Source organism: Microbacterium sp. ARD31 (assembly GCF_031844425.1).
Genome location: NZ_JAUZVE010000002.1, coordinates 464258 through 490011 on the forward strand (window position 1 = coordinate 464258; position 25754 = coordinate 490011).

Sequence of the window (25754 nt, forward strand, 5' to 3'; positions counted from 1 at the left end):
CCAGCCTACGGCGTGCCCGCGACATCGCGACGAGAGGTGTGGACGGCCGCACGCGCCCGCTCAGGTGTCGGATCCGTGCTCGACCTCCGACATCGAGATCACCGGGATCGACGTGGTGACGGCGGGAACGGACGCCGACAGGTGCGAGCCGTCTTCGCGACGCACGTCCGCGAATTGACGCAGCGACGGGCGCCCCGGAATGACCGGCCCCTGATCGGCGAGCGGCACCACGACCTGCTCGCCGCCGCCGATCATGTAGCCCTTGCCGCGCACGCTGAACGCGACCGGGTCGCCGTCGCCGGCGGTCACGGTCATCGACGTGCGCTCGATCGTGACGGTGAGCCGCGTGCCGTGCCAGTGGAGGACGAATGACAGCGACGGCCACGCCGCGGGCAGACGCGGGTCGAACGACAGTTCGCCGAAGTGGTCGCGCATGCCGCCGAAACCGCACACCAGCGCCGTCCACACCCCACCCGCCGAGGCCACGTGCACACCATCGGCGGCGTTGTGGTGCAGATCGGCGAGGTCGACGAAGGTCGCTTCGGTGAAGTACTCCAGCGCGAGGTCCTGATACCCGACCTCGGCCGCGAGGATCGCCTGCACGACCGCCGACAGGGTCGAGTCGCCCGTGGTCAGCGGGTCGTAGTACTCGAAGTCGGCGAGCTTGTCCTCGTCCGAGAAGTGGTTCCCCTGCAGGAACAGGGCGAGCACGACATCGGCCTGCTTGAGCACCTGGTAGCGGTAGATCACCAGCGGGTGGAAATGCAGCAGGAGCGGACGCTTGTCGTCGGGGGTGTTCTCGAGGTCCCAGATCTCGCGCTCGAGGAACACGTGATCCTGCGGGTGGATGCCGGCGGCTTCACTGAACGGGATGTGCATCGCCTCGGCGGCGCGCTCCCAGGCCTCGGGCTCGCCGTCCTCGAGGTTCAGCCGCGCCACCATCTCGCGGTAGATCTCGCCGTCGACCTCTGCCATCTCGCGGACGGTGCGCGCGGCGAAACGGAGGTTGAAGCGGGCCATGACGTTGGTGAACAGGTTGTCGTTGACGACGGTGGTGTACTCGTCGGGCCCGGTGACGCCGTGGATGTGGAAGGTCGTCTCGACCTCATCGACCGTGCGCCAGAATCCGAGCGTCGTCCACAGCCTGGCCGTCTCGACGGCGATGTCGACACCCTCGCGGCGCAGGAACTCCTCGTCGCCGGTGGCGCGGACGTACTTGGCCAGTGCGAACGAGACGTCGGCGTTGATGTGGTACTGCGCGGTGCCGGCGGCGTAGTAGGCCGAGGCCTCCTCGCCGTTGATGGTCCGCCAGGGGAAGAGCGCGCCCGCCTCGTTCAGCTGGAAGGCGCGTCGGCGTGCAGCCGGGAGCATCAGGTACCGCATGCGCAGGGCGTTCCGAGCCCATTGCGGGGTCGTGTAGGCCAGGAACGGCAGGACGTAGATCTCGGTGTCCCAGAAGTAGTGACCGCTGTAGCCCGAGCCGGTCATGCCCTTGGCGGGAACCCCGAGCCCGTCGGCGCGGGCGGTGGCCTGTGCGAGCTGGAACAGGCACCACCGTGTCGCCTGCTGCAGCTCGTCCTGACCGCCGATGGCGACGTCCGAGCGCTCCCAGAATCCGTCGAGCCAGGCACGCTGCCGCTCGCGCAGCAGCTCGACACCCTCGGCCGCGGCCCGGTCGAGCGTACGCCGGCAGCGGTCCACGAGCTCCCGCGCGGGAACGCCGCGCGAGGTGTGGTAGCTCACGAACTTCGTGATCGTGATCGGCACCCCGGCTTTGGCCTCGACGCGGAAGACGTCCTTGGCGATGTCCGGCTCGATGAGTCGCCGCAGGTTGTACTCGTTCTCGGTCTCGATGACGTGGTCGGCGGCCACGGCGATCGTCATGCCCGACTCGGTCACGCGATACGACATCGCGGTGCGGGCGCCGTCCTGCCAGTACTCCTGCGGCTGCAGGACGCGCTGGCCGTCGATCTTCTCCGCCTTGCGCGGGTCGAACCCGGCCTTGCGAGATGCGCTGGGCGTGCCGCCGTAGACGTCTTCGCCGTCCTGCCGGTTGATGATCTGGCAGTTCACCGCGACGGGCGCGTCCCCGTTGAGGACGGTGACCTCGACGCGCATCATCGCGAGGTGCTTCTCCTCGAAGCTGACCATGCGCTCGAACTCGATGCGCACGTCCTTGCCGGACGGGGTGGTCCACAGCAGCGACCGGCGCAGCACGCCGTCGCGCATGTCGAGCTCCCGCCGGTACTCGCGCAGGTCGGCGACGTCGAACGACAGCGGCTCGTCGTCGACGTAGACGCGCATGATCTTCGCGTCCGGCGCGTTGACGATGGTCTGGCCCGTCTCGGCGAATCCGTACGCGTTCTCGGCGTGACGGATCGGGAACGTCTCATGGAACCCGTTGATGAAGGTCCCGTGCTCGTGCGCCCACCGGCCCTCGGGGTGATTGCCGCGCAGGCCGAGGTAGCCGTTGCCGATGGCGAAGAGGGTCTCGGTGACTCCCATGTCGTCCATCGAGAAGCTGGTCTCGACGAGCTTCCACGGGTCGACGGGAAAGCGATCGCGGTCGATCATGCGCGTGCCTGTTCGTCAGGGTCGACAGAGGGTCGGATGCCGGTTCCCACGGCCGGGAGGAGTTCTGCCAGGTCTTCGACGACGACATGGGCTCCGGCGTCGAAGAGCACCTGCGCGCCGACGCCCCGGTCCACGCCCACCACGAGCGCGAACCCGCCGGCGGCGGCGGAGCGGACGCCGCTGAGGGCGTCCTCGACGGCGGCGGAGGACGCCGGGTCGACGCCCAGCATCCGGGCCGCCTCGACGAAAACGTCCGGTGCGGGCTTGGAGGCGAGGTTGTCGCGCTCGGCGATCACGCCGTCCATGACGACCGGGAAGCGCTCGCGGATGCCGGCGACCCCGAGGACCTCTTCGGCGTTCTTCGAGCTCGAGACGACGGCCACGGGCGTGCCCGCGGCCGCGAGCCGGTCGAGGAGTTCGAGCGAGCCCGGGTAGGGGGCGATGCCCTCATCGCGCAGCACGCGCTCGAAGAAGGCGTTCTTGCGATTGCCGATCCCGCACACCGTATCGGCGGTCGGCGGGTCGCTCGGCTCGCCCCACGGCACCTCGACGTCGCGGGAGCGCAGCAGGCTCGCCACGCCGTCGTAGCGCTTCTTGCCGTCGAGGTAGTCGAAGTAGTCCCGCTCGGTGTACGCGGGCGTGATGCTCCAGTCCTCGAAGAGCTCCTGGAACATGGTCTGCCACGCGTGCATGTGGACTTCGGCGGTGGGCGTGAGCACACCGTCGAGGTCGAACAGGACGGCGTCGTACGTGGTCAGATCGGGCAGCGCGTCAGCGGACACGGAACCTCCGGCGTCGGACGGAATGCGGGTGAACGGGCGGCTCCTCAGCGTGCCGTGAGCCAAGCGTAGTCGCGGTGGCGGGCCGTCGAGAACGCGCGCGGATCACGCGCGGGCGACGGCCAGGGTCTGCCGCGCGATCTCGAGCTCCTCGTTGGTCGGAACCACGAGCACGACCACGCCGGAGTCGTCCGTCGAGATGCGCCGGACGCCCCGCTCCTTTGCCTGATTGCGCTGCGGATCCAGCTCGACGCCGGCGAACCCGAGGGTCTCGACGGCGGCCGCGCGCACGCGCGCGGAGTTCTCGCCGACCCCCGCGGTGAACGAGATCACGTCCACGCCGCCCAGCTGGGCGAGGTAGGCGCCGGCATAGGCCCGCAGACGATGGATGTAGACGTCGAACGCGAGTGCGGCCGCGGCATCCCCCCGCTCGACGCCCGCCTCGATGTCGCGCATGTCCGAGACGCCCGCGAGCCCCTGCAGGCCGCTGCGCTTGTTGAGCAGCGTGTCGAGGTCGTCGATCGACATGCCCGCCCGTCGCGAGAGGTGGAACAGCACGGCCGGATCGACGTCGCCCGAGCGGGTGCCCATCACGAGGCCTTCCAGCGGGGTCAGCCCCATCGAGGTCTCGACGCTGCGTCCCCCGTCGACGGCGGTGACGGACGCGCCGTTGCCGAGGTGGAACACGATCTGCCGCAGCTGATCGAGCGGGCGCCCCACGTGCGCCGCCGCGGTCTCGCTGACGAACTTGTGGCTGGTGCCGTGGAATCCGTAACGCCGGATGCGATGGGATGCCGCGAGCTCGGCGTCGATCGCGTAGGTGTAGGCCGCAGGGGGGAGACTCTGGTGGAACGCCGTGTCGAACACCGCGACGTGGGGGACGTCGGGGAACGCCTTCCTGGCCGCGGCGATGCCGGCGAGATTTGCGGGGTTGTGCAGCGGAGCCAGCACGCTCAGCTCGTCGATGTTGATCTCGACCAGGGGCGTGACCGGCGTCGGCTCGAAGAAGCGCGCGCCGCCGTGGACGACGCGGTGGCCGACGGCGATCGGCGGGCTGTCGTCGAGCGACGGCCCGTCCTGGGCGAAGGCCTCGAGCATGACGGCGAACCCGGCGGTGTGATCGGCGATCGGCTGCTCGCGGGTGTAGGTGGCGTCCGTGTACGCGGCCTCGCCCCCGGCCGGGGCCGGCACCGTGTGGGTGGCACGGCCGGTGCCCTCGCCGATGCGCTCGACCAGCCCCGAGGCGAGGACGGTCTCCGCGTCCATGTCGATCAGCTGGTACTTGAAGGAGGACGAGCCGCTGTTCACGACGAGGACGGGGGTCATTCGGATGCCGTTCCCTGAGCCTGGATCGCGGTGATCGCGATCGTGTTGACGATGTCGTCGACCAGAGCGCCGCGCGACAGGTCGTTGATGGGCTTGTTCAGCCCCTGCAGGACCGGTCCGATGGCCACGGCACCCGCGGAGCGCTGCACGGCCTTGTAGGTGTTGTTGCCGGTGTTGAGGTCGGGGAAGACGAACACCGTCGCCCGCCCGGCGACCGCGGACCCCGGCATCTTCGCCGCGGCGACCGCGACGTCGGCTGCGGCGTCGTACTGGATGGGGCCCTCCACGGGGAGCTCCGGGGCGCGCTCGCGGACGAGCGCGGTGGCCGCTCGCACCTTCTCGACGTCGGCGCCGGACCCGGATTCCCCCGTCGAGTACGACAGCATGGCCACACGCGGCTCGATGCCGAACTGGGTCGCGGTCGCGGCCGACGAGATCGCGATGTCGGCCAGCTGCTCGGCGGTCGGATCCGGAACGACGGCGCAGTCTCCGTAGACGAGCACGCGGTCGGCGAGCGCCATGAGGAAGACGCTGGAGACGACCGAGACGCCGGGCTTGGTCTTGATGATCTCGAACGCGGGGCGGATGGTGTGTGCGGTCGTGTGCGCAGCGCCCGAGACCATCCCGTCGGCCAGCCCCATGTGCACCATGAGCGTGCCGAAGTAGGAGAGGTCGGTCACCGTGTCGGCCGCCTTCTCGACGGTCACGCCCTTGTGGGCGCGCAGGCGCGCGTACTCGTCCGCGAACCGGTGCACGTGCGGGGCGTCGAAGGGCGAGAGCACCTCGGCCGCCTGGATGTCGACGCCGAGCTCGATCGCGCGGGCGCGTACCTCGAAGGGCTCGCCGAGGATCACGAGGTCGGCGATGCCGCGCTTGAGCACGGTCGCCGCGGCGCGCAGCACACGATCGTCACCGCCCTCCGGGAGGACGATGCGCTTGCGGTCGGCGCGGGCGCGCTCGACCAGCTGGTAGGCGAACATCAGCGGCGTGACGACGGTGGCCCGCGCGACGCCGAGGACGCGCAGCAGCTCGTCGGCGTCGACGCTGTTCTCGAACAGCGACAGCGCCGTGTCGTAGCGGCGCTGGGAGTCCGCCGCCAGGCGTCCGCGGGTGTTCATCACCCGCACCGCCGTCTCGTAGGTGCCGTAGGCGGTGGTGATGATCGGGACGTTCGAGCCGAGGCCCTCGAGGAGTCGGACGACGGGCTCGGGCAGCTCGAAACCGCCGTTGAGGACGATGCCCGACACCGACGGGAAGGTACCGGAGGCGTTGGCGAGGAGCGTGGCCAGCAGCACTTCCGAGCGGTCGGCGGGGATCACGACCACGGCGCCTTCGAGCAGGCGCGGGAGCACGTTGACCATCGACATGCCCGCGATGACGACATCGAGCGCCTCGCGGGTCAGCAGCTCGGGGTCGCCGCCGATCAGCTCGCCGTCGACCGAGCGCATGATGTCGCGCATCGACGGCGACACCAGGAAGCGGTCTTCGGGGATGGCCCATACCGGAACCCCCCGTCCGCCCCGGGCGGCCTCGACCGACGCGGCGATGGCGGCCACGATCTCGTCGAGCACCGCCTCGTCGGCGCGGTTGGCCACGACGGCGAACAGCTCCGCACGACCGTGCGCGAGCTCTGACAGTGCGAGATCGGCGATCTGCCCCATCTGCGCGGCGGTGCGCGGGATCGAAGAGCCGAGCTGCTCGGGCTGCCCCTGGACGGCCCGGCCGCCGAGGACCAGCAGCACGGGGGCCCCGAGGTTCGCGGCGATGCGGGCGTTGTACGCCAGCTCGGCGGGGCTTCCGACGTCGGTGTAGTCGCTGCCGAGGATCACCACGGCATCGCACTGCGCCTCGACGGCCTTGTAGCGTTCCACGATCGTCGCCAGCGCGGCATCCGGATCATGTCGGACGTCGTCGTAGCTCACGCCGACGCACTCGTCGTACTCGAGGTCGACGCCGTCGTGTTCGAGGAGCATCTCGAGGACGTAGTCGCGCTCCTCCGTCGAGCGCGCGATCGCGCGGAACACACCCACCCGCGGCGTCGCGTGCGCCAGTGTGCTGAGGACGCCGAGCGCGACGGTGGACTTGCCGGAGTGTCCTTCGGCCGACGTGATGAAGATGCTCTGCGCCACGCAGCCAGCCTAGACGCGGGCGCCTGACCGGCGGCGGGTGCGCGGGCCCGGTGGGGACATTCACAGGCCGGAAATTAAGACTCTCCGCGAACCCGGCAGAGCCTGGTTACCCTTGCTACGTTTCCGTCCTGGGGGAGTTGGCCTGGATGCCGCCTCGCGGAGAGCTGCCACCAGTGTAACCCGTCGTCGGTCTCACTCCGAAAGCGGCACCATCCGCACCGCCCCGTCCGGCTCGACGAGCGCGAGGACACGGGACGCCTCGACACCCGCCAGCTGCTCGTGCAGCCGTGCGAGGACGCTCTCGTCCACGCCTCCTGCGACGGCGGGCGCCGCCCGCCACACGGTGAGCGCGGCCCCGGTGTCGGTGCGCAGCCGCTGGGCGAGGTCGGCGGGCGCGTCGGTCGCGACGAGGACGATGCGTCCCACCGCGACCCGCGGCGCGGTCGCGCGGACGACCCGGCGATCCCGCCGCCAGATGGCGAAGTGGTAGGCGAACACGAGGGCGGTGGCGCTCAGCAGCCCGAACGGCGCGCGGACCCGCTCGATGAACCCGCCTCCGCTGCCGAGGAGCAGCTCGAACAGGCGGTAGCCGATGAGCAGCAGCGTCACGATCGCCACGATCGCGCTGGCACCGAACACGGCGACCAGGTAGACGCGTCGCGCCGTGCCGGCCGCGTGTTCGTCGGGAACGGGGCGCGTGGGCCGCCACGCGATCCACCACACCGGGAAGCCGACCGCGAGCGCCGCGAGACCCCCGAGCAGGAGCGTGCGCGGGTCGTCGTCGACGAGCGAGGCGCTCGCCGTGGCGAGGAGGGCGTTGACGACGACGCCGAAGCCGCTGGCGGCGCCCACGAGCGCGACCGCCGAGATCATCAGTCGCGCGATGCGACCGGTGCGCGCCGGACGGGTGGCCAGCACCTGACCGTGGAAGGCCCACACCACTCCCCCGATGAGCGCCGCGGCGATCGCGGTGTCGACCGGACGCAGGATCTCGCCGAGCGGATCGGTGTCGAACAGCGCGCGCAGGAGCACGAACAGCAGCGTGCCGACCGCGAAGAGGGTGATCGCGGCGATGACCGCGATCACCACGACGAGCATCACGGCCGCGAACGGGCCGGGTGCGTCCTTCGCGCGGTCGAGGTGCCAGTGCACCCACCACACGAGGGCCCCGATCGCCGTCCACACCAGCGCCTGCGCGACGCTCACGCCCCAGCTGGTCGTCCCGACGAGCCCCGGAGTGACACCGCCGAGGGCCTGCTCGAGGAGGGTCGCGAGCGCGTTCACCGCGCCGGCCGTGACGACGGCGACGCCGTACACCGCGCCGAGGACGACGGGCACGGTCGCAAGACGCGTGGGCGCGGTGCGGGCGCTGCGCCGCATCCACCGGTGCCACAGCCACACGCCCGCCCACACCAGCCCGAACGCCGGCGGGCCGGGCTGCCACCGCCCGTCGATCGCGTCGGTGGCCGTCTGCGCGAGTGCGACGGTGGCCACGATGAGCGACACCGTCGACATGGCCGCGAGGTACAGCGCCCACATGAGCGACGAGCGCTCGGCCGGGTCGGCGAAGCGCCGACGCTGCCACCACCACAGCACACCGAGGAGCGGTCCGCCGATGAAGGTGAACGCGAGCGAGCGGGCGAGCAGGTCGTCGCCGCCCGAGAGCACCCTGCCGGTCGAGAACAGCATCTCGAGAAGCCCCGCCAGGCCGTTCGCGGTGACGATCACGAGGGCGAACAGGATGACGTAGACCAGGACGCGACGAACCGCGGACTGCGCGCGCCCGGTCGGGGCGGCGACCGGGGCGGGCACCGGCGTGGCCCCGGGCTGCGCCGCCGGCTCGGGCGCCGGATCCGAGGGGACGATGCCGGACATCACTGCGCCGCCGAATCGAAGCAGATCGCCAGCTCCCACGGGGCGGTCTCGATGAGCCAGCCGCCGTCGGCGGCCACCAGTTCGAACACGCCCTCGGTCTCGTACTCGTCGCTGCCGAGCGGCCCCGTCCCGTACACCGTCGCGATGAGCACCTCGACGCGCGCGCTGTCGTCGCGCTCGGTGGTCTGCAGCAGCGTCACGCGGCGATCCTCGGTGCCCGGAGTCACCCGCTCGCAGTACTCCGCCACATCGGGCGGCAGGTACTCGAGCGCGGTCCGGGTGTCGCCTTCGACCACCGCCTGGCTGTATCGCTGGACGACCCCCTCGGGAGTGTCCTCGTCAAACTGCGCCGCGCCGCCGCGGGTGAACACCACGATCAGGGCGACGACCACGACCAGAGCCACCGTCGCCAGCAGCGCGATCATGACGAGGCGGGAACGCCGGGCATCTTCGCTCATGCCGCCATCATCCACCCGGCGCCCCGGGCCGCGCGGGACCAAAGCCCCGGCACGCCGCGCTCGTTCCGGCCGGCGCTGCGGGCCACCCGGCGTCGGGGCACCCGCCCCACCGCCGCGTTCGCGCCCCCGGCCCACCGCTGCACGTGCGTTGTTACGATCGGGGTGGGCGAAGTCGCCCGAGGTCGGCTCGACCCTCGGTCCGCCTGTGGGGAAGACCGGGGAGGTCACCGTGACTGATACCGCGACGACGGATGCCGGGGTGCGAACCCCCCTGACGGCGGACGCATTCCTGGCTCGCACCCACGGCATCCTCGACTCCGTCGGTCGCGTGATCGACGGCAAGCCCGACGCGGTCCGCGGTGCGCTGGTCTGCCTCCTCGCCGAGGGGCATCTGCTCATCGAGGACGTCCCCGGCGTCGGGAAGACGATGCTCGCCCGAGCGCTCGCGGCCTCGGTGGACGCCACGGTCCGCCGCATCCAGTTCACCCCCGACCTGCTTCCGGGCGACGTGACCGGGGTCTCGGTGTTCAACCCCGTCGACCGCGAGTTCGAGTTCAAGCGCGGGGCGATCTTCGCTCACATCGTCATCGCCGACGAGATCAACCGCTCCTCCCCCAAGACCCAGTCCGCGCTGCTGGAGGCCATGGAGGAGGGCCAGGTCACCGTCGACGGCCACACCCACCCGCTGCCGCAGCCGTTCCTGGTGGTCGCGACTCAGAATCCGCTCGAGATGGAGGGCACGTACGCTCTTCCCGAAGCGCAGCGGGACCGCTTCATGATGCGCCTGTCGATGGGCTACCCCGACGCGCAGGCCGAGGCGCTCATGCTCCGCCAGCGCGAGACGACGAACCCGCTCGACCAGCTCACCCCGGTGGTCACGTCCGAGATCGTGTCGGACATGATCGCGTGGGCCCGCGCGATCCACGTGGCCCCCGCGGTCGAGGAGTACGCCGTCGCGCTCGCCCACGCCACCCGCGTGCATCCCGACCTCCGCCTCGGGGCGAGCCCCCGCGCCACCCTGCAGCTGGTGCGGGCGGCGAAGGTGTGGGCGGCGCTCGACGGCCGCGGCTACGTCATCCCCGACGACCTGTCGGCCCTGCTCGTGCCGGTGTTCGCGCATCGCCTCATCCCCACGCGGACGGCCGGGGGTGGGCGCGGACGCAGCGCATCCGAGACCGTCACGGGCGTCCTCGATCGCATCATCGCGGGCGTGCGGGTCCCGGTCGCGTCGCGTCAGTGACCCGATCATGAAACGCCTGTGGCCGTTCACTCCCCGGGGCACCGGGGCGATCGCGCTCGCGGCCGCGGCGTTCATCGGGGCGAGCGAGCTGGGCCTGGTGGAACTCATCTATTTCGGGATGCTGCTGGTGGCGGCCGTGGCCGCGAGCCTGGTCGCCCTCTACCTGACTCAGCGCACCGACAGCGTCGAGCGCGCCCTGCAGCCCGACACCGTACCGGTGGGCGGCGGAGCCGACGTGACGGTGCAGGTGGGTGCGCGAAGCGCGATGCCGACGGCGGCGGGCACGTGGCAGGACTCCCTTCCCCACGGGCTGGCCGGCGACGCGCGCGGGGTGTTCCCCGCACTCTCTTCGGGCCTTCGCGGCGCGGAACGGACGGTCGAGTTGACGTATCACGTGCGCGGCGTCCACCGCGGCGTGCACGCGATCGGCCCTCTGCACGTGCGGGTGGGCGACCCGTTCGGGCTCGTCCGCCGCAGCATCGTGCTCGGCGCCCGCACCCGTGTCACGGTGGCACCGGCCGTCGTGGAGCTGTCGGCGCTGCCGAACCTCGCCGGCGAGACCGGGGGGATGCTGCACGTCACCAACGAGCAGCTCGGCCAGGGTTCCGACAATCTGTCGCCGCGCGCGTACGCGCCCGGCGACTCCATGCGGCGCATCCACTGGCGGGCGACGGCGCACCGGGACCAGCTCATGGTGCGTCAGGAGGAGCAGGAATCCACGCCCGAAGCGACGGTGATCCTGGATCGCGGCGTCCTGCGCTGGTCGCCCGACGCGATGAGCGCACCCGGCGGCGACGACGGGTTCGAGGCTGCGGTCTCCGCGTGCGTGTCGGTCGCCGCCCGGCTCGTTCGCGACGGGTACGGCGTCGACATCGCCGACAGCGACGGCGCGCTTCTGACCGCGAGGATCGACGGCGGCGAGGTCGCCGAGATCGATCATCTCGCCACCGACTTCGCCGTGCTCACGGCAAGGCGAGATGACACGCTGGGGCGCTTGGCGCAGGTGTTCGCGGGCACGCTGACCGGCCCCGTGGTCGTCATCGTCGGGCGGCTCGACCCCTCGGACGTCGACGCACTCGGGCCTATCGTGCACCACGCGGCCACAGCGGTCCTGCTCGCGGTGGCGCCGATCGGCGACGCGCTCGATCTGGCTGCGCGCGACGGCTGGCACGCAGCCAGACTCGATCCGGACGCCGACCTCGTGGACGTCTGGTCGTCGGTCGTCCACGGAGGCACCGACCACCGGGTCACCGAGCAGCGCCCGCCCGGACAGCACGCAGCCGACCGCCTGGGTACCGATCATGTCCTCCGTTGAGCCGCGTGCTCGCCGTCGCGGCGAGCGCAGTCTGACCGTCGGCGTCCTCGTGGCGCTGCTGGCGTCGCTCATGCCGCTGCTGCGGGTCGTGACGCCGGGTGCATGGCTGCTGGGAACGGTGGTCATGATCACGGCGCTGCTGATCGCCGGCTTCGCCGCGCGGCGCCTGCGTCTTCCCGCGGTGGCCGTCAGCCTCATCGAGGCGGTCCTGTGGGTCGCCTTCATGAGTGTGGTGTTCCTTCGAGACGACTCGCTGTTCGGCGTCATCCCCACGGTCGACTCGGTGCAACTCGTACCCCGGCTGCTGGATGCCGCCATGGAGGACATCGTGGAAGGTGTCGCTCCCATGCAGGCGACATCGGCGCTGGGATTCCTGATCGTGGGCGCCGCGGGGCTGCTCACCATCGTGGTGGACCACGTCGTCCTGACCGCCCGGATGCCGCTCGTGGCCGCGATCGCCCTGATCGTGGTCTCGCTGATCCCGGCGATCGCGGTGCCGGTCGAACCGGATGTGTCGGCCTTCGTCCTGCTGGCCGCGGCGATCCTGTATCTCGTACGCGCCGAGACGAGGTCGCGCGAACCTCTCGCGCCTCCGCGTCCAGGTCGCGAGACGGCCGGGCCGACGGGAGCGACGGCGACGGCTCTCGGCATCGGCGCCGTCGCGGTGGTCGTCGCCCTCGTGGTGACGCCCGCCCTTCCGCAGCCGGTCATCAAAGGGGGCGCCGGCGAGTACGGAACGGGGATCGGTCTCGACGCGTCGCTCCAGCTCGGCAGCGACCTGCGGCGTCCGCGCGAGGTCGAGGTGATGCTGGTCCGCAGCGACGCCCCGGCTCCCCCGTACCTGCGTGCGACGACGCTCACCGACTTCGATGGCGACGTCTGGCTGCCCGACCGATCCCGGACCGTGCCGCTGACGGATCCGGACGGGTTCGGGCCCCTCGGGGTCGACGACGGGATCGAGACCGTCGAGCAGACGACCACCATCGAGGTGCGCAATCTGTCATCCACGTGGCTTCCGGTGTCGTATCCGGCGACGGAGGTGACGGGAGTCCAGGGCGAGTGGGGGGCGGTGCCGTACAACCGCACGCTGGTGGCCCGCACCGCGAGCAGTCAGGGACAGCAGTACCGGGTGGTCACCCAGGTGCCGCGTCCGACGCTCGAGCAGATCCGGGCACGCGAAGCATCCCGACCTCCCTCCGCGACGACGGGCGAGCCGGACAGCACCACGCGGGTGCCGGCGGGGCTGCCGTCGATCATCCGTGACCTCGCCCGCGAGGTGACCGCCGAGGCCGAGACGGACTATGACCGGCTCGCCGCGCTGCAGCAGTGGTTCCGCGGCGGCGACTTCCGCTATTCGCTCTTCGCGCCCGTCGAGGAGGGTTTCGACGGCAGCGGCGCCGAGGCGATCGCTCGGTTCCTGGAGGTGCGCGAGGGCTACTGCATCCATTACGCCTCCGCGTTCGCGCTCATGGCCCGCACGCTGGGGATGCCGTCGCGGATCGTCGTCGGCTACCTCCCGGGAGCTCCGACGACGGACGCCATCGACCGGCAGACCGTCCACTCGGTGTCGACGAGCCGCACCCACGCGTGGCCCGAGGTGTACTTCGACGGCGTCGGCTGGGTGGCGTTCGAGCCGACCAACAGCCTCGGCTCCCCCACCGCGTTCAGCTCCGCACCCGAGAGCCCCGGTGACGCGGACGGTGGCCCGGAGGAGACGGACGGGCCGAGCGCGTCGCCGACGGCCAGCGCCACGGGCGCGGCCCCGGGTCTGGATGCGGACGAGGGCGGGACAGCCACCGGCACGCAGACCACCGGCGAGGACGGTTGGCCGCCCCTGCTGGTCCTCATCGTCGTCCTGATCGCTCTGACTCTCCCGGCCGCCCTGCGCGAATTCCGACGCCGCGGGCAGCTGTCGGCGGCGCGTGAGGGTGATGTGGCCGCGGCGTGGATCCTGGTGCAGGAGACGGCGATCGATGTCGGCATCCCGGTGCCGGCCGCAGAGTCGCCGCGAGCGCTGGGAAGCCGCTTGGTCGATGCCCACGGCGTGCCGGCAGACGAGATGAGACGGCTCGTCGAGGCGATCGAACGGACCAGCTATGCGCCGCGTCGCTCACGGATGTGGGCGGGCGAGGGGGTCCCGGATGCCGCATCCGCCGTCCGCAGCGCGCTGCTGGCCGGGGCCGACGGACCGCGCCGCGTGTTGGCGACGGTGGCTCCACGGTCGCTCATCATCCGCCCCGGAACGGCCTACGCCGCCGCCCGGATCTGATCCGGGGCGGCGGCGCAGGGCGTCGACGGCGTGAAGCGATCAGTAGCGATCAGCCCACTGCCTCCCGTGCTGCCGCCGGCGCTTCCGCCGGAGGAGCAGGTGAACGACCAGGTCAGGCTGGAAGGCCGCGTGCCTGCCGCCTCATACGACCATCCGAGGCCGTACGCCGTGCTGCTGGGCGCGGTGAAGGCGATTCCGCTGGTGAGGGGCGCTTCGTTCAGAAACATCACGCGTAACGCCACACCGGCATTTCGCGCGTGCCCACGTTAGCGGGTCGAAGCTGAGCGCTCCCCGACCGCATCCGGCCCGGCGCCGGCGATCACCTCGTCCTGGTCCGCACCGTCGTCCTCGGACGAGTCGTCAGCGAACGGAACGTCGCCGCGCGGAGCGTCGTAGAGCCGGCGGTCGAGGATCCCCTCGCGCTGGGCGACGATGGTCGGTACGAGCGCCTGGCCGGCGACGTTCACCGCGGTGCGTCCCATGTCCAGGATCGGGTCGATGGCCAGAAGCAGTCCGACTCCCTCGAGGGGCAGTCCGAGTGTCGACAGCGTCAGGGTGAGCATGACGGTCGCGCCGGTGGTGCCTGCGGTGGCGGCCGAGCCGACCACCGAGACGATGACGATCAGCAGGTACTGCCAGATCGAGAGGTCGATGCCGAAGAACTGGGCCACGAAGATGGCTGCGATCGCGGGATAGATGGCGGCGCAGCCGTCCATCTTCGTCGTCGCCCCGAGGGGCACCGCGAAGGACGCGTACTGACGGGGGACTCCGAGGTTGCGCTCGGTCACCCGCTCCGTCAGCGGAAGGGTGCCGATGGACGAGCGGCTGACGAACGCGAGCTGCACGGCCGGCCACACGCCCGAGAAGTACTGGCGGATGGAGAGTCCGTGCGCGCGCACCAGGATCGGGTACACGGCGAACAGCACGAGAGCGAGACCGATGTAGACGGCGCCGGCGAACCATGCCAGCGTCGTCAGCTTCTCCCAGCCGTACTTCACCACCGCCGCGCCGATGAGGCCGAGGGTGCCGAGCGGCGCGATGCGGATGATCCACCACAGCACGCGCTGGATGATCTTCAGCGCGGACTCGGTGACTTCGAGGAACGGCTCGGCGCGGCGTCCGAGCTTGAGGGCTGCGATGCCGACCGCGACAGCGATGACGATCACCTGCAGGATGTTGAAGCCGACGCTCGACGCCGCCGCACCGGTCTCGGGGTCGATCGAGGTCGACACCGTCAAGCCGAGGTAGTTCTGCGGAATGATGCCGACGAGGAAGTTCCACCAGGTACCCACGCTCGAGGGCTCGCCGACCGCGAGCTGAGACTGGTCGACGCGAGCGCCCGGCTGGATGACGACACCCAGCACGATGCCGATGCTGACGGCGATGAGGGCGGTGATGGCGAACCAGAGGATGGTCTGCCCCGCCAGGCGTGCGGCGTTGGTGACCTGCCGGAGCTGAGCGATGCTCGCGACGATCGCGGTGAAGATCAGCGGAACGACCGCCAGCTTCAGCAACGTGACGTACGAGCTGCCCACCGTGTCGAGGGTCGCGGCGAGCGCGTTGGGGGCCCCGTCGGCGCCCGGGCCGATGCTGCGGGCGAGGAGACCCAGCACCACGCCCAGCACGAGCGCGGCCGTGATCTGGAAGCCGAAGGAGGTCAGGATGCGTCGCGGGGCGCTCGTGGCGGGGCGCGCGGTCGAAGAGGTGGAGCTCATGGTTCTCTCTCGAGGTCAGCGGATGGCTGGCCGGGGGTCGATGCGTCACTCTGCTGAGGCGACCCGGTCGAGGCTAGGCCGATTGTCGGATGCCGGGGCACGATGTGACGCGGGATGACAACCAGGGCGGTGAGCGGTTTCATTCCCGATTCACCGGGACTCTTTCGACCAGGTAGACTGTCCGGCGGCCCTCCGGGGCTGCTGGAGGATTCGCCTAGTGGCCTATGGCGCACGCTTGGAAAGCGTGTTGGGTGCAAGCCCTCAGGGGTTCGAATCCCCTATCCTCCGCTCTTTCGATCCCCCGTCTTCAAGGCGACGACGTAGCCGAAACGGCACAGGTCTCCGTGCGTTCGAAAGCCCGATGAGACACCATGGGCGACATGACTTCTCCGAGGGTGCCGTCTGGGCCGACGGTGCTCGAGACAGACCGGCTGGTGCTGCGTCGGTGGTTGCCGGCCGACGCCGCCATGCAACGGCAGTTGTGGATGGAGCGTGACGCTCGTGTTCCCCCGCACCGCCGAATCTCATCCGACGGCCACCCGAGCATCGAGGACCTTGAAGACTGGATCCGCCGTGACGACCGGTCAGCACCCTTGGGCCTGCTTGTTGCCGTCCGCAAGGACAGCGGCGAGGCGATCGGCTACTGCGGTCTCATCGCGAACGTCCACGGGCAAGACGGCGAGCCCGAGCTCGCATACGAGTTCCTTCGCAAAGAGTGGGGGCAGGGGCTGGCGACCGAGGCCGGGCGAGAGATCATCGCCTGGGCCGGGTCGCTCGGGTACACCCGCCTGTGGGCGACCGTCCGTGAGTGGAACACGCCCTCGCGACGCGTCATGGCGAAGCTCGACTTCGTTCAGACATCGCGTGTCCAGTCCGATGCCGAGCACGGAGACTCGCTCTTCTACAGAAAGGACCTTGTCCGAGCGGGCTGAGCGCGGTCATCGTCCGACCATGGCCATGCCGGAGTCGTCGTAGCGGTTGCCGGCGACGCCCAGCCTGTCGATGATGGCGTTCAGGTCGGCGATGTCGTCGGCGGATAGACCGACGCTCGTCGAGGCGGCGTTCTCGTCGATGCGCTCGCGCCGTCGGGTGCCGGGGATCGGGACCACGTAGGGGCGCTGAGCGAGCAGCCACGCGAGCGCGACCTGGCCGGGGGTGGCACCGCGGGTGGCGGAGAGGGCGGTGACGTGGTCGATGAGCGCCTGGTTGGCGGCCAGGTTCTCCGCTTCGAACCGCGGTACACGTGCGCGGATCTCGCCGGGCGCGAAGGTGGCATCCGGCGTCAGGGTGCCGGTGAAGAAGCCCTTGCCGAGAGGGCTGAACGGCACGAAGCCGATGCCGAGCTCGTCGCACGCTTGCAGAACACCGTTTTCGGGGTCGCGGGTCCAGAGCGAGTACTCGCTCTGCACCGCGGTCACCGGGAACACCGCGTGCGCGCGACGGATGGTGCCGGGACCGGCCTCGGACAGTCCGAGGTGCTTCACCTTGCCTGCCGCGACAAGCTCGCCGACCGCACCGGCGACGTCCTCGATCGGAACAGCAGGGTCCACCCGGTGCTGGTAGAACAGATCGATCGCCTCCACCCCCAGCCGCCGCAGCGACGCGTCGGCGACGCGGCGGATCTGCTCGGGACGGGAGTCGGTGCCCCGCATCCGGCCGTCTGCGATGTCCCACCCGAACTTCGTGGCGACCACGACCTGCTCGCGAATCGGAGCGATCGCCTCCCCCACGAGTTCCTCGTTGACGTACGGGCCGTACACCTCGGCGGTGTCGATGAACGTCACGCCCTGCTCAACCGCGTATCGCAGCACGCCGATCATGTCGTCGCGGTCACCTGGGTTCGGACCGTACGACATCGACATGCCCATCGCGCCCAACCCGATCGCCGAGACCTGCAGCCCTTGACCCAGAGTCCTCGTATGCATCGCCCGTCCTCACTTTCCTGTCGGTGATCCCAGCCAACGCCATGCGCCTCCCGGATGACAGTGGGCGATGTGCCCGGTACCGCCAGTACCTCCCTCGTCGGCCGGGGGCGGCGTACGGTCGAGGACATGGACAACCGCAACGACGTGCGCGAGTTCCTGACCACACGTCGCGCACGCATCACCCCCGACCAGGCCGGCCTCCCCGCCTTCGGCGGCAACCGCCGCGTGCCGGGACTCCGCCGCGAAGAAGTCTCCCTGCTGTCCGGAATGAGCGTCGACTACTACACCCGCCTCGAACGAGGGGATCTCTCCGGCGTCTCCGACAGCGTCCTGGACTCCCTGGCGCGCGCCCTTCAACTCGACGACGCCGAGACCGCGCATCTGCACGATCTCGCCCGCGCCGCGAACGCCTCCCCCGTCATCCGGAAGCCCCGCAGCCGAGCCGGCGGCAACACGCTCCGGCCCAGTATCCAACGGCTCCTGGACGCGATCACCGAAGCCCCGGCGATCATCCGCAACAACTATTACGACTACGTCGCCGCCAATCGCCTCGGCCGGGCACTCTACGCGCCCGTGTTCGACGAACCCGTCCCCAACAGCGCCCGGTTCGCGTTCTTCAACCCCGCAGCGCAAGACTTCTACCCCGACTGGGACAAAGTCGTCCAGGAGTTCGTCGCCGCCATGCGCGGCGACGCCGGACGCAACCCCTTCGACAAGCGACTCAGCGACCTCATCGGCGAGCTCTCCACCCGATCTCAGACCTTCCGCACCCTCTGGGCCGCGCACGACGTCCGCTATCACCGCACCGGCATCAAACGCATCCACCACCCCGTCGTCGGCGACCTCGAACTCACCTACGAAGCCTTCGAACTCCCCGCCGACCCCGGGCTGCAGCTGTCGACCTTCACGGCCGAACCCGGATCAACCTCCGACGACGCTCTCAAGATGCTCGCCAGCTGGTGGGAATCGCGACCCAGCGCAGATCCCGGGACTCTCATCCGCGACGGGATCTCGCGGTGAGCGCGGCCAGCCGAGCGACGCCGACCGGCTCCTCAGCCAGCAGCGGGACGATGGCCACGCGATCCGCCAGCTCACGGACTCGGGCGATCTGAGCGATCTCGTTCCGGGCACGGGTGCGCAGGAACGCCGACTCCGGGTGCGCCGCGGCGATCGAGTTGTTCACGACCCACGCCCACGGGTGGATCCCGGCCCGCTCCAGATCGTCCTGCAGATCGGCGGCCTCGAGAACGGGCGTCGTCTCGGCGAGCGTGACGAGGATCACCTTCGTCTGCGCCGGATCCTGGAGGCGCATCAGTGGCGTGGAGTAGGCCATGCTCGCCGCGCCCATCTGACGCGCGATCTCGCGATGGTACGAGCCTGCGGCATCCAGCAGCAGCAGCGTGTGCCCCGTCGGCGCGGTGTCCATGACGACGTAGGTGCGCCGGGAGTCATGGACGGCGCGCGAGAACTGCTGGAAGACGGCGACCTCGGCGGTGCACGGCGACATGAGGTCCTCAGCCAGGGCCGCGCGGCCCTCCTCGTCGAGGTCCTTGCCCTTGGCAGCCATGACCCGGGCGCGGTACTGCTCCAGCGCGGTGTCGGGGTCGATCCGCGCGACCGTGAGTCGGTCGACGGCTCCACCCAGCGTCTCGGTGAGATGGGCCGCCGGATCCGTCGTGGTCAGGAGCACGTCGTGCCCGCGCGCGGCAAGGGCGAGCGCGACGGCGGCGGCGATCGTCGTCTTCCCCACACCGCCCTTGCCCATGCACATCACGAGGCCGTGCCCGTCGCGCTCGATCTCGTCGACGAGCGTCACCAGCGGAGCATCCGGCACGTCTTCGCTCCCGTGCTCCGCGTCCCCGGCACTGCTCACCGAGGGCCCCGGCTCGAAGAAAGCGCGAACCGCGTCGATCCCGACGACGTTGCCGGCCTTGAGCTCCAGCACGTCTCGCGGCAGATCGGCGATTCCGGCGGGCATCGCCGCCATCGCGACGGTCTCGCGACGGCGCACCGCGGCGGCGATCGGCTCCTCGCCGGCACGTGCGGGGAGGACCCCGTTGACGACGACGAAACCGCCGGTCATACCGATTGCGGTCAGTTCCGAGAAGGTGCGCGCGATCTCGGTGAGCGCCGAGGCCTGTGGACGGGTGACGAGGATCAACCGCGTGCGAGCCGCATCGGTGAGCGCCGCCACCGCGGCGGCGTACGTGACGCGGTGCTTATCGAGGCCCGAGAGCGGCCCGAGACATGAGGCGTCACCGCCGCCGGCGAGGAACTCCGTCCACGATCCCGGAAGCTGCAGGAGCCGGATCGTATGCCCGGTCGGAGCGGTGTCGAAGATGATGTGGTCGTACTCGCCGTACGCCGCGTCGTCCGTCAGGAGCTGGGTGAACTCGTCGAACGATGCGATCTCGGTGGTGCACGACCCCGACAGACTCTCGGTGATGCCCGCGATCTCCGTCTCGGGCAGCAGCCCTCGGACCGGACCGATGATGCGCTCGCGATAGGCCTCGACCGCCTGCTCGGGATCGATCTCCAGGGCGGACAAGCCTTCGACCGAGGGGATCGCCGTCACGGCGTTCCCGATCGCGATGCCGAAGACCTGGCCGATATTGGATGCGGGGTCGGTGCTGACGAGCAGGATCCGTCGTCCACGGGTGGCCAGCCGGACCGCCGCCGCGCACGCCACCGACGTCTTGCCGACGCCGCCCTTGCCTGTGAAGAAAAGGAATCGGGGTACATTCTCGAGGAAGTTCATCTCATGGCCATCCTCTCCTCCCCAACGCCTGCCTTCCAGGCCGAACGTCCCTCTTCGCGAAACGCAGGGCGAGATGACCCACGCCCGCCGAGCGGCCGGCAGACAGGTAGCGGTCGATGATCCAGGTCCTGCGCAACCCGACGTATCGCGCGCTGTTCAGCGCTCAGGTGATCGCCTTGGTGGGCACGGGCCTGTTGACGGTCGCGCTGGGGCTGCTCGCGTTCGATCTCGCGGGTGATGCGGCGGGCTCGGTGCTCGGGACGGCGCTGACGATCAAGATGGTCGCGTACGTCGGCGTCGCGCCCCTGGTGGCGGCGCTGGTGGATCGTCTGCCGAAGAAAGCGGTGCTCATCGGCGCCGACCTGATCCGGCTGGTGATCGCCGCGATGCTGCCGCTCGTGTCGGAGACCTGGCAGATCTACGCACTCGTCTTCGTGCTGCAGTCCGCGTCGGCGACGTTCACGCCCGCGTTCCAGTCCCTGATCCCCAGCGTCCTGCCGGAACCGAGCGACTACACCCGGGCTCTCGCCCTGTCGCGCTTGGCCTACGATCTCGAGGCGCTGCTGTCCCCCGTCATCGCGGCAGCGCTGCTTTCGCTCATCAGCTACAGCAACCTGTTCATCGGCACCGCCCTCGGCTTCGCCGGCTCCGCCCTCCTCGTGCTGATCGCGCGGCTCCCTCCCCAATCCTCGGATGCCGCGACGTCGACGTTCTGGCAACGCCTGCCCGTCGGCGCGAAGGTCTTCGCCCGCACTCCGAGCCTGCGGTTCGTGCTGTTCACCAACATCGTCGTCGCCGCAGCGACCGCGCTCGTCCTGGTCGACTCGGTCGTCTACGCCAAGAGCGTGCTCGACCTCGACGACGCGGCGGTCGCGGTGACCCTCGGCGCGTACGGCGTGGGCTCCCTGCTGATCGCCGTGAACATTCCCCGGCTGGTCGAACGGTTCGGCGTCACCCGCACCATGACCGCCGGGGTCGTCGTCGTCGTGACCGGGCTCGGTCTCGCCATCGGCGTGACGGTCTCCACGGTCGCCAGCGGAGTCGGGTGGTGGATGGTGCTCCTCACTTGGGCAGCCTTGGGCGCGGGCACTTCGCTCATCAACACCCCCACGTCCCGGTTGCTGGCAGATGCCTCCACACCCGCGAACCGCAACCTCGTCTACACCGCGCAGTTCGCGGCATCCCATGCCTGCTTCCTGATCACGTATCCGCTCGCCGGCTGGATCGGCGCGATCAGCCTTCCCGCCGCGGTGGGCGTCCTCGCCGCGGTCGCCGCCGCCGGGGCGGTCGGCGCCGCATCCGTCAGTCGAGGTGAGCGCGCAGCGCCTCGAATCCGGTGAGCTCGACAGGGGCGCCGAGGAGCCGCAGGTGATCCTGCCGCCGCTCCTCCCATCGCTCCCGCGTCAGCAGGAAGCGCTGCTGCCTCACGGCGGTGCCTTCCCGGTTGATCAGGTCGACGCCGTTCGGCTCGTAGCCGATGCGGCGGGACACCGAGAGGGATGCCGGATTGTCGACGAACGCCGAAGAGGTCAGCTGCCGGGCGCCGAGACCGTCGAAGAACGCCCATGCGAGCGCGGCGCGCATGCGGGATCCGATGCCCCGCCCGTGGAACTCGCGACCGAGCCAGGATCCGGTTTCGACCGACCTGCAGACGCGCCAGTCGCGCCCTGACGCCGACTGCACTCCCACGGGGACGCCGCCGACCAACACACCGAGCTCGAGTGCGAGGTCGCCTGTGCCCGTCGCCCTGGTCCTCGCACTCCATTGGAAGGCCAGGACGCTCCGGGCCACCTCGGCGGGCGTGCCCCGCGTCCACGGGTGGTTGAAGGGCATCGATGCGGCATCGTGCACTCCGCGTGCGGCGACCTCGGCCAGCGAGGCCAGGAGGTCGTCGTCGATCCACCGCAGTTCGAGGTCACCGGAACGGATGCGGACACCGGTCGCCGGCCACAGCTCGGCAAGGTAGGCGCGACTGCTCATCCGGCATCTTTAGCACGTCGAGCACGCGGACTCGGAATGCCGGCATCCGATGTCGTCCGTTGGTGCGAGGCTCCCCTCGGATCGGCGATCGGCGGGAGGCGCGATGCGGGGAGAGGCGACCGTGCTGCACGCGGATCTCGACGCCTTCTACGCGTCCGTGGAACAGCGCGATGCCCCCGAGCTGCGGGGGCGTCCGGTGATCGTCGGCGGCGGGGTCGTCCTCGCGGCCAGTTACGAGGCGAAGGCCCGCGGGGTGCGGACAGCGATGGGCGGGCGGCAGGCGCGCGAGCTGTGTCCGGATGCTTTCGTCGTGCCTCCTCGCATGGAGGCGTACTCGGCTGCGAGCCGCGATGTGTTCGCGATCTTCCGCGACACGACGCCGCTCGTGGAGGGCCTCTCGATCGACGAGGCGTTCCTCGAGGTCGGGGGGCTCCGCCGCATCTCGGGCACCCCCGAGCAGATCGCGGTGCGACTGCGCGAGCGGGTGCGCGATGAGGTGGGGCTGGCGATCTCGGTCGGCGTGGCTCGCACCAAGTTCCTCGCGAAGGTGGCCAGCGCGGTCAGCAAGCCCGATGGGCTGCTGGTCGTGGAGCCCGATCGCGAGGAGGCATTCCTCTTGCCGCTGCCGGTAGAGCGCCTCTGGGGCGTCGGTGCGGTGACGGCCGAGAAGCTGCATCGGCTCGGCATCCGCACCGTCGGTCAGCTGTCGGAGCTCGAGGAGGCCGCCGCAGAACGGCTGCTGGGCAAAGCGACCGGCGCGCACCTGCACGCCCTCGCCCGTCTGCGGGATCCGAGGCCCGTCGACGGCACACGGCGTCGCGGCTCCATCGGCTCGCAACGCGCTCTCGGCAGCCGGCCCCGTTCCGAGGATGAGCTGGACGTGATCCTGACGCAGCTCGTCGATCGCCTGGGCCGGCGCCTGCGCGAGCACGACCGGGTATGCCGCACGGTCGTGCTGCGCCTGCGCTTCGGCGATTTCACCAAGGCCACCCGGTCGCACTCGATCCGGGCCGCTTCCGACCGCACGTCGGTGCTGCTCGCGGTCGCACGGCGTCTGCTCGACGGCGCCCGGGACGAGATAGCGCAACGAGGCATCACCCTCATCGGGGTCTCGTTCTCGCAACTCGGCCGTGCCGACAGCGTGCAGCCCGAGCTTCCGATCGACTGGGACGAGGGCGTGCGCCTCGACACCGTCCTCGATGCGGTCCGCGATCGCTTCGGACCGGCGTCGGTCGCGCGCGCCACGCAGCTCGGCCGCGATCCGGGGTGGTCGACGCCCCTGTTGCCGGAGCACGAGTGACGACGGCTCACGCCGGAGACGTCGGTCCCACCAGCCAGCACACTCGGGTCTGCCAGCCCGCGGGGTCCGGTTCGACCCCGGGATCGCTGAGGTAGCTCTCCCACATCGCTTCGCCGGGCGCGAGAGACCTCTCGGCGAGGAAGCGTTCGATGGCGGCGTAGGTCTCACCCAGCGTGTCGTACGGGCCGACATGCGTCGCCTCGATCACATCGCCGCCGGGAAGTGTTCCGGGTCGGACGCGACCCGCCGCAGCAACGGCTTCGGCGACGGGAAAGCCCGCCTCGACGTCGATCGTGTCCGTCGGTGGGCCGTAGTACCTGCCGAAGGGCGGTCCGACCGGATGCCGCCCCTGGGCTCTCAGCGCGGCCATGGTCTCTTCGAAGGCACGCGAGAAGAACGAGGTGAGTTCGGCCATGGGCACGCGCTCCCTCACTCCCGCCGTGGGCTGCGCGGGACGATCGATGATCCGGATGTCGCTCATGCGGCAACACTCCTCCCGCTCGGTCCACCTGGTGAGGACGAACGTCCCATGGGCGGCATCCGGTGGTTGACTGAGCGCATGACCCCCGACCCGCCCTCCGCCGCCGTGGCCACGATCGTCGCGGCCGACGCCGTCGACAAGCTCGATGCGCTCGCTGTCATCTCGCGGACTCTCGGGGCGCCCGTCCGGGGTGGCGGAACAGCCAGTCCGACCATCGCCCTCGCCGACGGCCTCTGGATCCAGATCGACATTCCGAAGTTCGGCGAGCCGCCGCCTCTCGCGATCGACGTGCACGCCGTCGCCGGCCCCGCCGCAGCCCGGAGGGAAGCCCTCGAGCTGATGCGACGTCTCGCCGAAGCGACCGACTGGACGCTCACTCCAGCGTTTCCCCACGAGCCCGCCGAAGCCGCGACTACGAACGACCTACTGAACCGAGGTAATAGTGAAGTAGGGTAACAGTATGCCCGAACCGCTCCTCCTCGATCGACTGCTTCTCGTCAGTGAGCTGTTCCAGCGAGACATGGCCCGCGCCTTCGCCGGCACGCCCCTGTCGCCCGCCCGAATGGCCGTGCTCTGGACGCTCCATCACGACGGCCCGAGCACGCAGCAGGCGCTGGCGTCCGCACTGGGGGTGTCGCCGCGCAACATCACGGGACTCGTCGACGCCCTGGAGGAATCCGGGCATGTGAATCGCGTGTCGCACCCCACCGACCGCCGCGCGCATCTCGTGGAGCTCACCGAGGCCGGAACCCAACTGATGCGGACCACCGCCCGCGAGCACGCGCACCTCAGCGCGGCACTGTCCGAGGCCGTCGATGCGGCAGATCGCGAGACCCTGGACCGCGCACTCGACGCGGTCACCGCACGCCTGCGACAGCTGATCGAGGAGCAGCGCGAGGAGGTGCCGCATGACCCGCACCGCTGACAGCCAGGACCTCGCACCGAACCGCACCCGCCGGCTTCTGTCCTTCGCACGCAGAGCTCTGGTGGTGGAGCTGCGCATCTACTCGAGCATCGGCAGGGCGATCGCGCGGCGGCCGGCGATTGCGCCGGGCGCGAGGGGGTACTCCTACCACCGCCCCGTGCAGACCATCCTCCTCATCTTCATCGTGCTGTCCGCGGTCGAGATCCCCATCATCGACCTCATCGTCCATCGGTGGCCGACCGTGCGCATCGCCTTCCTCATCCTGGGGATCTGGGGGCTCACGTGGATGGTGGGACTGCTGTGCGGCCAGATCGTACGCCCGCACACCGTCGGCCCCGCCGGGATCAGCGTTCGCGAGGGCCTCGAGCTCGACATTCCCCTGACCTGGGATCAGATCGCATCGGTATCGCGGTCACCCCGCGTCGACGAACCGAAGTCCCCACGCGTGACCCAAACCGCGAGCGGCCGGGAGCTCGCCGTGAGGATGCAGGACGAGACCAACATCGAGATCGAACTCGAGCGCCCGACGCTCGTGCGCCTTCCCGGCCTCCACCCCAAGGGCGGGACGCACGAGGTCGACAGGGTCCGCATCTGGGCCGACGACCCGGATGCGTTCCTCGACGGCGTCCGGGCGCACATCCCCTGACCGCGACACGGCGGCCGGCCACCAGACGCATTCAGCGGAATAGACCTCTCCGGCGTACC

Annotated in this window: 21 protein-coding genes, 1 tRNA gene and 1 other RNA gene; 11 read left to right on the plus strand and 12 right to left on the minus strand. The window is 70.4% G+C overall.

Going from position 1 to position 25754, the window contains the following annotated elements:
* Window positions 1-60: 60 nt before the first annotated feature.
* The 7 genes from Q9S36_RS08910 to Q9S36_RS08940 form a co-directional block, all read right to left on the minus strand.
* Window positions 61-2574: a glycosyl hydrolase family 65 protein gene (locus tag Q9S36_RS08910; protein ID WP_311284794.1), complete on the minus strand. Its 2514-nt coding sequence runs from the start codon at window positions 2572-2574 to the stop codon at window positions 61-63.
* Window positions 2571-3356: an HAD-IA family hydrolase gene (locus Q9S36_RS08915; RefSeq protein WP_311284795.1), complete on the minus strand. Its 786-nt coding sequence runs from the start codon at window positions 3354-3356 to the stop codon at window positions 2571-2573. Before Q9S36_RS08915 ends, Q9S36_RS08910 begins: the two co-directional genes overlap by 4 nt.
* Window positions 3357-3458: 102 nt before the next feature.
* The gene (locus Q9S36_RS08920; RefSeq protein WP_311284796.1) at window positions 3459-4679 is read right to left on the minus strand and encodes an acetate kinase; all 1221 of its coding nucleotides are present in this window, start codon (window positions 4677-4679) and stop codon (window positions 3459-3461) included.
* Window positions 4676-6808, minus strand: coding sequence for a phosphate acetyltransferase (gene pta / locus Q9S36_RS08925; protein WP_311284797.1), 2133 nt, complete (start codon window positions 6806-6808; stop codon window positions 4676-4678). The genes Q9S36_RS08920 and pta overlap by 4 nt, the downstream gene beginning before the upstream one ends.
* A 72-nt stretch (window positions 6809-6880) precedes the next feature.
* Window positions 6881-6977: signal recognition particle sRNA small type (gene ffs / locus Q9S36_RS08930), an RNA gene on the minus strand.
* Window positions 6978-7000: 23 nt separating this feature from the next.
* Window positions 7001-8683, minus strand: a complete 1683-nt coding sequence (locus Q9S36_RS08935; protein WP_311284798.1) for a DUF5671 domain-containing protein — start codon at window positions 8681-8683, stop codon at window positions 7001-7003.
* Window positions 8683-9141 carry a hypothetical protein gene (locus Q9S36_RS08940; RefSeq protein ID WP_311284799.1) on the minus strand — a complete coding sequence of 153 codons (459 nt, stop codon included), beginning with the start codon at window positions 9139-9141 and terminating at the stop codon, window positions 8683-8685. Before Q9S36_RS08940 ends, Q9S36_RS08935 begins: the two co-directional genes overlap by 1 nt.
* A gap of 229 nt (window positions 9142-9370) precedes the next feature.
* Here Q9S36_RS08940 and Q9S36_RS08945 point away from each other — a divergent pair, with 229 nt between their 5' ends.
* Genes Q9S36_RS08945 through Q9S36_RS08955 form a run of 3 tightly spaced genes read left to right on the plus strand, consistent with a single transcriptional unit; the run spans window position 9371 to window position 13965 of the window.
* Complete coding sequence (locus Q9S36_RS08945) at window positions 9371-10381, plus strand: AAA family ATPase (RefSeq protein ID WP_396653735.1); 1011 nt, start codon at window positions 9371-9373, stop codon at window positions 10379-10381.
* A gap of 7 nt (window positions 10382-10388) precedes the next feature.
* Window positions 10389-11696: a DUF58 domain-containing protein gene (locus Q9S36_RS08950; RefSeq protein WP_311284800.1), complete on the plus strand. Its 1308-nt coding sequence runs from the start codon at window positions 10389-10391 to the stop codon at window positions 11694-11696.
* On the plus strand, window positions 11683-13965 hold the full coding sequence (locus tag Q9S36_RS08955; RefSeq protein ID WP_311284801.1) for a DUF3488 and transglutaminase-like domain-containing protein: 2283 nt from the start codon (window positions 11683-11685) through the stop codon (window positions 13963-13965). Before Q9S36_RS08950 ends, Q9S36_RS08955 begins: the two co-directional genes overlap by 14 nt.
* 266 nt (window positions 13966-14231) lie before the next feature.
* Here the strand turns inward: Q9S36_RS08955 and Q9S36_RS08960 are convergent, their stop codons facing one another.
* A complete protein-coding gene (locus Q9S36_RS08960; protein WP_311284802.1) occupies window positions 14232-15680 on the minus strand; it encodes a dicarboxylate/amino acid:cation symporter in 1449 nt (482 codons plus the stop codon).
* A 203-nt stretch (window positions 15681-15883) separates the two neighbouring features.
* Here Q9S36_RS08960 and Q9S36_RS08965 point away from each other — a divergent pair.
* Window positions 15884-15968 (plus strand) — tRNA-Ser (locus Q9S36_RS08965).
* 83 nt (window positions 15969-16051) lie between these two features.
* Window positions 16052-16612: a GNAT family N-acetyltransferase gene (locus Q9S36_RS08970; RefSeq protein ID WP_311284803.1), complete on the plus strand. Its 561-nt coding sequence runs from the start codon at window positions 16052-16054 to the stop codon at window positions 16610-16612.
* Between the two features lie 6 nt (window positions 16613-16618).
* Here Q9S36_RS08970 and Q9S36_RS08975 read toward each other — a convergent pair whose 3' ends face one another.
* The gene (locus Q9S36_RS08975; protein ID WP_311284804.1) at window positions 16619-17605 is read right to left on the minus strand and encodes an aldo/keto reductase; all 987 of its coding nucleotides are present in this window, start codon (window positions 17603-17605) and stop codon (window positions 16619-16621) included.
* A gap of 126 nt (window positions 17606-17731) precedes the next feature.
* Between Q9S36_RS08975 and Q9S36_RS08980 the strand changes: the two genes are divergently transcribed.
* Window positions 17732-18625: a helix-turn-helix transcriptional regulator gene (locus Q9S36_RS08980; RefSeq protein ID WP_311284805.1), complete on the plus strand. Its 894-nt coding sequence runs from the start codon at window positions 17732-17734 to the stop codon at window positions 18623-18625.
* On the opposite strand, the gene arsA is transcribed toward Q9S36_RS08980, so the two are convergent.
* Window positions 18600-20363: an arsenical pump-driving ATPase gene (gene arsA, locus Q9S36_RS08985; protein ID WP_311284806.1), complete on the minus strand. Its 1764-nt coding sequence runs from the start codon at window positions 20361-20363 to the stop codon at window positions 18600-18602. The two genes, Q9S36_RS08980 and arsA, sit on opposite strands and share 26 nt — an antisense overlap.
* A gap of 116 nt (window positions 20364-20479) precedes the next feature.
* Here arsA and Q9S36_RS08990 point away from each other — a divergent pair, with 116 nt between their 5' ends.
* On the plus strand, window positions 20480-21703 hold the full coding sequence (locus Q9S36_RS08990) for an MFS transporter (RefSeq protein ID WP_311284807.1): 1224 nt from the start codon (window positions 20480-20482) through the stop codon (window positions 21701-21703).
* On the opposite strand, the gene Q9S36_RS08995 is transcribed toward Q9S36_RS08990, so the two are convergent.
* Window positions 21666-22343, minus strand: a complete 678-nt coding sequence (locus tag Q9S36_RS08995) for a GNAT family protein (protein WP_311284808.1) — start codon at window positions 22341-22343, stop codon at window positions 21666-21668. The two genes, Q9S36_RS08990 and Q9S36_RS08995, sit on opposite strands and share 38 nt — an antisense overlap.
* 103 nt (window positions 22344-22446) lie before the next feature.
* On the opposite strand from Q9S36_RS08995, the gene dinB reads away from it, so the two are divergent.
* Window positions 22447-23643, plus strand: coding sequence for a DNA polymerase IV (gene dinB, locus Q9S36_RS09000; RefSeq protein WP_311284809.1), 1197 nt, complete (start codon window positions 22447-22449; stop codon window positions 23641-23643).
* Between the two features lie 7 nt (window positions 23644-23650).
* On the opposite strand, the gene Q9S36_RS09005 is transcribed toward dinB, so the two are convergent.
* Window positions 23651-24124: a GyrI-like domain-containing protein gene (locus Q9S36_RS09005; protein ID WP_311284810.1), complete on the minus strand. Its 474-nt coding sequence runs from the start codon at window positions 24122-24124 to the stop codon at window positions 23651-23653.
* Window positions 24125-24202: 78 nt separating this feature from the next.
* Here Q9S36_RS09005 and Q9S36_RS09010 point away from each other — a divergent pair, with 78 nt between their 5' ends.
* Genes Q9S36_RS09010 through Q9S36_RS09020 form a run of 3 tightly spaced genes read left to right on the plus strand, consistent with a single transcriptional unit; the run spans window position 24203 to window position 25695 of the window.
* The gene (locus tag Q9S36_RS09010; RefSeq protein ID WP_311284811.1) at window positions 24203-24580 is read left to right on the plus strand and encodes a hypothetical protein; all 378 of its coding nucleotides are present in this window, start codon (window positions 24203-24205) and stop codon (window positions 24578-24580) included.
* Window positions 24581-24584: 4 nt separating this feature from the next.
* Window positions 24585-25049 (plus strand): MarR family transcriptional regulator, encoded by a 465-nt coding sequence (locus Q9S36_RS09015; protein ID WP_311284812.1) that lies wholly within the window; start codon window positions 24585-24587, stop codon window positions 25047-25049.
* The gene (locus Q9S36_RS09020; protein ID WP_311284813.1) at window positions 25033-25695 is read left to right on the plus strand and encodes a hypothetical protein; all 663 of its coding nucleotides are present in this window, start codon (window positions 25033-25035) and stop codon (window positions 25693-25695) included. The genes Q9S36_RS09015 and Q9S36_RS09020 overlap by 17 nt, the downstream gene beginning before the upstream one ends.
* Window positions 25696-25754: the final 59 nt, after the last annotated feature.

What these genes read in the sequence shown, in the direction of transcription:
- Q9S36_RS08975 (WP_311284804.1), bottom strand. Translation starts at nt 17,605, where the DNA reads ATGCATACGAGGACTCTGGGTCAAGGGCTGCAGGTCTCGGCGATCGGG.
- Q9S36_RS08920 (WP_311284796.1), bottom strand. Translation starts at nt 4,679, where the DNA reads ATGACCCCCGTCCTCGTCGTGAACAGCGGCTCGTCCTCCTTCAAGTAC.
- Q9S36_RS08970 (WP_311284803.1), top strand. Translation starts at nt 16,052, where the DNA reads ATGGGCGACATGACTTCTCCGAGGGTGCCGTCTGGGCCGACGGTGCTC.
- arsA (WP_311284806.1), bottom strand. Translation starts at nt 20,363, where the DNA reads ATGAACTTCCTCGAGAATGTACCCCGATTCCTTTTCTTCACAGGCAAG.
- Q9S36_RS08990 (WP_311284807.1), top strand. Translation starts at nt 20,480, where the DNA reads ATGATCCAGGTCCTGCGCAACCCGACGTATCGCGCGCTGTTCAGCGCT.
- Q9S36_RS09010 (WP_311284811.1), top strand. Translation starts at nt 24,203, where the DNA reads ATGACCCCCGACCCGCCCTCCGCCGCCGTGGCCACGATCGTCGCGGCC.
- Q9S36_RS08940 (WP_311284799.1), bottom strand. Translation starts at nt 9,141, where the DNA reads ATGAGCGAAGATGCCCGGCGTTCCCGCCTCGTCATGATCGCGCTGCTG.
- Q9S36_RS08995 (WP_311284808.1), bottom strand. Translation starts at nt 22,343, where the DNA reads ATGAGCAGTCGCGCCTACCTTGCCGAGCTGTGGCCGGCGACCGGTGTC.
- Q9S36_RS09020 (WP_311284813.1), top strand. Translation starts at nt 25,033, where the DNA reads ATGACCCGCACCGCTGACAGCCAGGACCTCGCACCGAACCGCACCCGC.
- Q9S36_RS09015 (WP_311284812.1), top strand. Translation starts at nt 24,585, where the DNA reads ATGCCCGAACCGCTCCTCCTCGATCGACTGCTTCTCGTCAGTGAGCTG.
- Q9S36_RS08910 (WP_311284794.1), bottom strand. Translation starts at nt 2,574, where the DNA reads ATGATCGACCGCGATCGCTTTCCCGTCGACCCGTGGAAGCTCGTCGAG.
- Q9S36_RS08950 (WP_311284800.1), top strand. Translation starts at nt 10,389, where the DNA reads ATGAAACGCCTGTGGCCGTTCACTCCCCGGGGCACCGGGGCGATCGCG.
- Q9S36_RS08980 (WP_311284805.1), top strand. Translation starts at nt 17,732, where the DNA reads ATGGACAACCGCAACGACGTGCGCGAGTTCCTGACCACACGTCGCGCA.
- Q9S36_RS08935 (WP_311284798.1), bottom strand. Translation starts at nt 8,683, where the DNA reads ATGTCCGGCATCGTCCCCTCGGATCCGGCGCCCGAGCCGGCGGCGCAG.
- dinB (WP_311284809.1), top strand. Translation starts at nt 22,447, where the DNA reads ATGCGGGGAGAGGCGACCGTGCTGCACGCGGATCTCGACGCCTTCTAC.
- Q9S36_RS08955 (WP_311284801.1), top strand. Translation starts at nt 11,683, where the DNA reads ATGTCCTCCGTTGAGCCGCGTGCTCGCCGTCGCGGCGAGCGCAGTCTG.
- Q9S36_RS08960 (WP_311284802.1), bottom strand. Translation starts at nt 15,680, where the DNA reads ATGAGCTCCACCTCTTCGACCGCGCGCCCCGCCACGAGCGCCCCGCGA.
- Q9S36_RS09005 (WP_311284810.1), bottom strand. Translation starts at nt 24,124, where the DNA reads ATGAGCGACATCCGGATCATCGATCGTCCCGCGCAGCCCACGGCGGGA.